Annotated in this window: 7 protein-coding genes; all 7 read left to right on the top strand. The window is 68.3% G+C overall.

Going from position 1 to position 5,774, the window contains the following annotated elements:
- The first annotated feature begins 190 nt into the window (after nt 1–190).
- The gene (locus A9X04_RS22030; protein WP_067925030.1) at nt 191–1,102 is read left to right on the top strand and encodes a Rossmann-like and DUF2520 domain-containing protein; all 912 of its coding nucleotides are present in this window, start codon (nt 191–193) and stop codon (nt 1,100–1,102) included.
- Complete coding sequence (gene panC, locus A9X04_RS22025) at nt 1,099–2,037, top strand: pantoate--beta-alanine ligase (protein WP_067925026.1); 939 nt, start codon at nt 1,099–1,101, stop codon at nt 2,035–2,037. The genes A9X04_RS22030 and panC overlap by 4 nt, the downstream gene beginning before the upstream one ends.
- A complete protein-coding gene (panD, locus tag A9X04_RS22020; RefSeq protein ID WP_067925023.1) occupies nt 2,037–2,456 on the top strand; it encodes an aspartate 1-decarboxylase in 420 nt (139 codons plus the stop codon). Before panC ends, panD begins: the two co-directional genes overlap by 1 nt.
- A 2-nt stretch (nt 2,457–2,458) precedes the next feature.
- On the top strand, nt 2,459–3,274 hold the full coding sequence (locus tag A9X04_RS22015; RefSeq protein ID WP_067925020.1) for a type III pantothenate kinase: 816 nt from the start codon (nt 2,459–2,461) through the stop codon (nt 3,272–3,274).
- Nucleotides 3,275–3,394: 120 nt separating this feature from the next.
- Entirely contained in the window at nt 3,395–4,906 is a 1,512-nt protein-coding gene (gene lysS / locus A9X04_RS22010) for a lysine--tRNA ligase (RefSeq protein ID WP_067925018.1), read from the top strand.
- A 124-nt stretch (nt 4,907–5,030) separates the two neighbouring features.
- Nucleotides 5,031–5,369 carry a histone-like nucleoid-structuring protein Lsr2 gene (gene lsr2, locus A9X04_RS22005; protein WP_003875617.1) on the top strand — a complete coding sequence of 113 codons (339 nt, stop codon included), beginning with the start codon at nt 5,031–5,033 and terminating at the stop codon, nt 5,367–5,369.
- A 316-nt stretch (nt 5,370–5,685) separates the two neighbouring features.
- Nucleotides 5,686–5,774, top strand: an 89-nt coding sequence (locus A9X04_RS32425) for a hypothetical protein (RefSeq protein ID WP_369828993.1), incomplete at its 3' end; no start/stop codon positions are given.

Below are 5,774 nucleotides of genomic sequence, written 5' to 3'. Positions count from 1 at the left end.
TCGGTCGCCGACCTGTTGGCGCGGCTGCAGGTCCAGCCGTCGGAGGGCGGCCGCCGTCGTCGCCGCGACGCCTGAGCTGGGAGCTTCCTCACATTGGGTGCCGCAGGGTAATCGACTACAGTTTTAGTGACCGAACGGTACCCACGGGGTGGGACCGGAACGAACGAAGAAATCTGTGAGGTCGTCTGCGATGGTGCAGTTCGACGGTTTGCGCCCGGCCAGGCTCAAGGTGGGGATCATCTCGGCCGGCCGGGTGGGCACCGCGCTCGGTGTCGCGCTGGAGCGCGCCGACCACGTCGTCGTGGCGTGCAGCGCCATCTCCCACACGTCCCGGCAGCGGGCGCAGCGTTGGCTGCCCGACACCCCGGTGATGCCCCCACCAGACGTCGCCGCCGGCGCCGAGCTGCTGCTGCTGGCCGTGCCCGACAGCGAACTCGCGGGCCTGGTGTCCGGGTTGGCCGCGACGTCCTCCGTGCGGCCGGGGACGATCGTCGCCCACACCTCCGGCGCCAACGGCGTCGGGATCCTCGCGCCGCTGACCCAGGACGGTTGCATACCGCTGGCGATCCACCCGGCGATGACGTTCACCGGGTCCGACGAGGACATCAGCAGGCTGCCCGACACCTGCTTCGGCATCACTGCGGCCGACGACGTGGGTTATGCGATCGGGCAGTCGCTCGTCCTGGAAATGGGTGGCGAACCGTTCTGCGTGCGCGAGGAAGCGCGGGTGCTCTACCACGCCGCCCTGGCGCACGCCGGCAACCACCTGGTGACGGTGGTCGCCGACGCGCTCGAGGCGTTGCGGTCCGCGTTGCGCGGCAGCGAACTGCTCGGGCAGCAATCCGTCGACGACCAGCCCGGCGGCATCGCCGAACGCATCGTCGGCCCGCTGGCCCGGGCGGCGCTGGAGAACACCCTGCAACGCGGGCAGGCCGCGCTGACCGGCCCGGTCGCGCGCGGCGACGCCGCCGCGGTCGCGGGGCACCTTGCCGCGCTGAACGAGGTCGACTCGGAACTGGCGCAGGCCTATCGGGTGAACGCCCTGCGGACCGCCCGGCGCGCCCACGCGCCCGCCGACGTCGTCGAGGTGCTGGCGGGATGAGACCGGGCAATCCGCCCGCCTTCAAGGCCGGCGAACTCAACGTCTACTCGCGCCCGCGCGACGTCAGCGACGTCAGCCGGGCGCTGCGCCACACCGGCCGCCGGGTGATGCTGGTGCCGACCATGGGCGCGCTGCACGAGGGTCACCTCACCCTGGTCCGCGCCGCCAAGCGGGTGCCCGGCGCGGTGGTGGCGGTGTCGATCTTCGTCAACCCGCTTCAGTTCGGCGCCGGGGAAGACCTCGACGCCTATCCGCGGACCCTGGACGCCGACCTGGAGCTGCTTCGCGGCGAGGGCGTCGAAATCGTCTTCGCGCCGACGGCGGCCGCGATGTACCCCGACGGCCTTCGCACCGCCGTGCAGCCCGGCCCGCTGGCCGCCGACCTCGAGGGCGGCCCGCGACCGACCCACTTCGCCGGCGTGCTGACCGTGGTGTGCAAGCTGCTGCAGATCGTGCGCCCCGACCGAGTGTTCTTCGGCGAGAAAGACTATCAGCAACTGGTGCTGATCCGGCAGATGGTCGCCGACCTCAACATCGACGTCGTCGTGGTCGGCGTGCCCACGGTCCGCGAGGCCGACGGGCTGGCCATGTCGTCGCGCAACCGTTATCTCGATCCGGTACAGCGCGAGGCCGCCGTGGCGGTGTCGGCGGCGCTGACCGCGGCCGCGCACGCCGCCGATGCCGGGCCCCGGGCCGCGCTGGACGCGGCGCGCGCGGTGCTCGACGCGGTGCCCGAGCTCACGGTCGACTACCTCGAGTTGCGCGCCCCGGACCTGGGCCCGTTGGGCGCCGGCAGGACCGGCCGGCTGCTTGTCGCCGTCCGGTTGGGCAGCACCAGGCTGCTGGACAACATCGCGCTCGAGATCGAAACTTCGCCGGCACCCGTGGGGCCGGACGGATATCGGGACACCCGTGAATCATCTTGGAGGAATTGATGCTACGGACGATGCTCAAGTCGAAGATCCACCGCGCCACCGTCACGCAGGCTGACCTGCACTACGTCGGCTCGGTGACCATCGACGCGGACCTGATGGACGCGGCGGACCTGCTCGAGGGCGAACAGGTGACCATCGTCGACATCGACAACGGTGCCCGCCTGGTCACCTACGCGATCACCGGGGAACGCGGCAGCGGCGTGATCGGAATCAACGGCGCCGCGGCCCATCTGGTGCACCCCGGCGATCTGGTGATCCTCATCGCATACGGGACCATGGAAGAGGCCGAGGCCCGGGCCTACCGGCCGCGGATCGTCTTCGTCGACGCCGACAACAAGCCGATCGACCTGGGCGACGACCCGGCCTTCGTTCCCGCAGACGCCGCCGAGCTGTTGGATCCCCGAATCGTTGCGCGGTAACCGTGCTGCTGGCCGTCGACGTCCGTAACACCCACACCGTCGTGGGGCTGATCTCCGGGTCCAAGGAGCACGCAAAGGTCGTGCAGCAGTGGCGGATCCGGACCGAGTCCGAGGTCACCGCCGACGAGCTGGCCCTGACCATCGACGGACTGATCGGCGACGACTCCGAGCGGCTCACCGGCGCCGCCGCGTTGTCCACCGTCCCGTCGGTGCTGCACGAGGTGCGGATCATGCTCGACCAGTACTGGCCGTCGGTGCCGCACGTGCTGATCGAGCCCGGCGTGCGCACCGGCATCCCGCTGCTGGTCGACAACCCGAAGGAAGTCGGCGCCGACCGAATCGTCAACTGCCTGGCCGCATTCCACCGGTTCCAGAGCGCCGCCATCGTCATCGACTTCGGATCCTCGATCTGCGTGGACGTGGTGTCGGCCAAGGGCGAATTCCTCGGCGGCGCGATCGCCCCGGGCGTGCAGGTGTCCTCGGACGCCGCCGCGGCCCGCTCCGCCGCGCTGCGCCGGGTCGAACTCTCCCGCCCCCGGTCGGTGGTGGGCAAGAACACGGTCGAATGCATGCAGTCCGGTGCGGTGTTCGGCTTCGCCGGGCTGGTCGACGGTCTGGTGGGGCGCATCCGCGAGGACGTCGAGGGCTTCGCCGGCGACGACGTGGCGGTGGTGGCCACGGGACACACGGCACCGTTGCTGCTGCCCGAGCTGCACACCGCCAGCCATTACGACCAGCATCTGACCCTGCACGGACTGCGGCTGGTATTCGAGCGCAACCGCGACGCCCAGCGCGGCCGGCTGAAGACCGCGCGCTGAATTTTCGCCGCCGAGATTGCCCCAGTGGTCGTGGCTGCGACCGGAACAACCACCATGACGGCAATCTCGGCGGGCCGCCAGTAAGAGCCGCCCCCGCGAGGTCATTTAAGCTGGCAGCTCGTGAGTGACGCCAGTGAGGATGCCGCAGTCGACCTGCCCGAGCAGTTCCGCATCCGCCGAGACAAACGCGCTCGCTTGCTGGCGGAGGGCCGTGAGCCCTATCCGGTCGCCATCGAACGCACCCACACCCTGGCGCAGGTGCGCGCCGACCATCCCGACCTGCCGGTCGACACCGCGACCGACGACGTCGTCGGCGTCGCCGGCCGGGTGATCTTCGCGCGCAACTCCGGGAAACTGTGCTTCGCGACCCTGCAGGAGGGCGACGGCACCAGCCTGCAGGTGATGCTCAGCCTCGACAAGGTGGGCCGCGAATCGCTGGACGCGTGGAAAGCCGACGTCGACCTCGGCGACATCGTCTACGTGCACGGCAACGTGATCAGCTCACGCCGCGGCGAATTGTCCGTCCTGGCCGATTCCTGGCAGATGGCGGCCAAGTCCTTGCGGCCGCTGCCGGTGGCCCACAAGGAGATGAGCGAAGAGGCGCGCGTGCGGCAGCGCTACGTCGACCTCATCGTCCGTCCCCAGGCCCGCACGGTCGCGCGGCAGAGAATCGCGCTGGTCCGCGCGATACGCAACGCGCTCGAACGGCGCGGGTTTCTCGAAGTCGAAACGCCGATGTTGCAGACGCTGGCGGGCGGCGCCGCGGCGCGGCCGTTCGTCACGCATTCCAATGCGCTCGACATCGATCTGTACCTGCGGATCGCCCCGGAACTGTTCCTCAAGCGCTGCGTCGTCGGTGGTTTCGACAAGGTCTTCGAAGTAAATCGAGTGTTCCGAAACGAAGGTGCGGATTCCACGCATTCCCCGGAATTCTCCATGCTGGAGACCTACCAGGCGTACGGAACCTATGACGATTCGGCGGTCGTCACCCGCGAGCTTATTCAGGAGGTTGCCGATGAGGCGATCGGAACCCGACAACTACCGCTGCCCGACGGCACTGTCTACGACATAGACGGAGAATGGGCGTCGATTCAAATGTACCCGTCGCTGTCGGCGGCACTCGGTGAAGAGATCACCCCCGAGACGCCGGCCGACCGCCTGTGGGCGATCGCGGACCGGCTCGGCGTGGAAATCCCCCGCGATCGCGGCTACGGGCACGGAAAGCTGGTCGAGGAACTCTGGGAGCACTCGGTGGGCAACACGCTCACCGCGCCCACCTTCGTGCGGAACTTTCCGGTTGAGACAACGCCTTTGACGCGTCAGCACCGCAGCATCCCGGGCGTGACCGAGAAGTGGGACCTCTACATCCGCGGGGTCGAACTGGCCACTGGGTACTCCGAATTGAACGACCCCGTGGTGCAGCGGGAGAGATTCGCCGCGCAAGCGCGCGCCGCGGCGGCCGGCGATGACGAAGCCATGGTGCTCGACGAAGACTTTCTCGCCGCCCTCGAGTATGCGATGCCGCCGTGCACCGGAACCGGAATGGGTATCGATCGGTTGTTGATGACTTTGACCGGCTTGTCAATTCGCGAGACAGTTTTGTTCCCGATTGTGCGGCCACACTCCGGTTGAAAAGTGCAACTGTGCGCCTTGCGGCCGGATTGAGTATGCTGCCTTGTTATGGCAGATTGATGACCCGGGGAGGCGCAGCCAATCTGCTCGGCAACTGCTCAGGACGAAATGCGAGGATAAGCTAATGGCGAAAAAAGTGACCGTCACCTTGGTCGATGATTTCGACGGTGCCGGCGCAGCCGACGAAACGGTCGAATTCGGGCTTGACGGGGTGACCTATGAGATTGACCTTTCGTCCAAAAATGCCGCGAAACTCCGCAACGACCTGAAGCAGTGGGTGGAAGCCGGCCGCCGGGTCGGCGGCCGGCGGCGTGGGCGTTCCGGCTCCGGGCGCGGCCGCGGCGCGATCGACCGCGAGCAGAGCGCGGCGATCCGCGAATGGGCCCGCCGCAACGGCCACAACGTGTCGACCCGGGGCCGCATCCCCGCCGACGTCATCGACGCGTTCCACGCGGCGACCTGACAAACGCCCGAAACCGGCGCCTGGGCTGCAAGCGGCCCTGGCGCCGGTTTGTCGTTTCGCTCGCGGCGAAAGGCCCGGCCGTGGGTTGAGGAAACGAATTGGCACCCGGCCACGTTGGTCGGGTTACGGCGCTGTAAGCACAGGGGAGATCGCCCGAAACGGGGCTGCGGGTCTTGAACGGCAAGGAACCGCAAGGTTATGCCCCCTGGCAGGCCGACCATTACAGTGGATGGCAGGTATGCGATTCCGGCCCCGACGGGACCGGTGGGCCACTAAGAGGCCAGTACCGATGGTGAGGGAGAGCAGGTAACCACCGATGTTTGAACGTTTTACCGACCGTGCCCGCAGGGTCGTCGTCCTGGCGCAAGAAGAGGCCCGGATGCTCAACCACAACTACATCGGCAC

Origin of the sequence: Mycobacterium sp. E3247 (genome assembly GCF_001667785.1) — a bacterium.
Lineage (GTDB): Bacteria > Actinomycetota > Actinomycetes > Mycobacteriales > Mycobacteriaceae > Mycobacterium.
The sequence above is the reverse complement of the archived record's forward strand: the minus strand, read 5'-3'. Positions and strand labels throughout refer to the sequence as shown.

Bases quoted from the DNA above. Each gene is read 5' to 3' on its own strand.
- panC (WP_067925026.1), top strand. From the start codon at position 1,099: ATGAGACCGGGCAATCCGCCCGCCTTCAAGGCCGGCGAACTCAACGTC.
- lsr2 (WP_003875617.1), top strand. From the start codon at position 5,031: ATGGCGAAAAAAGTGACCGTCACCTTGGTCGATGATTTCGACGGTGCC.
- A9X04_RS22030 (WP_067925030.1), top strand. From the start codon at position 191: ATGGTGCAGTTCGACGGTTTGCGCCCGGCCAGGCTCAAGGTGGGGATC.
- panD (WP_067925023.1), top strand. From the start codon at position 2,037: ATGCTACGGACGATGCTCAAGTCGAAGATCCACCGCGCCACCGTCACG.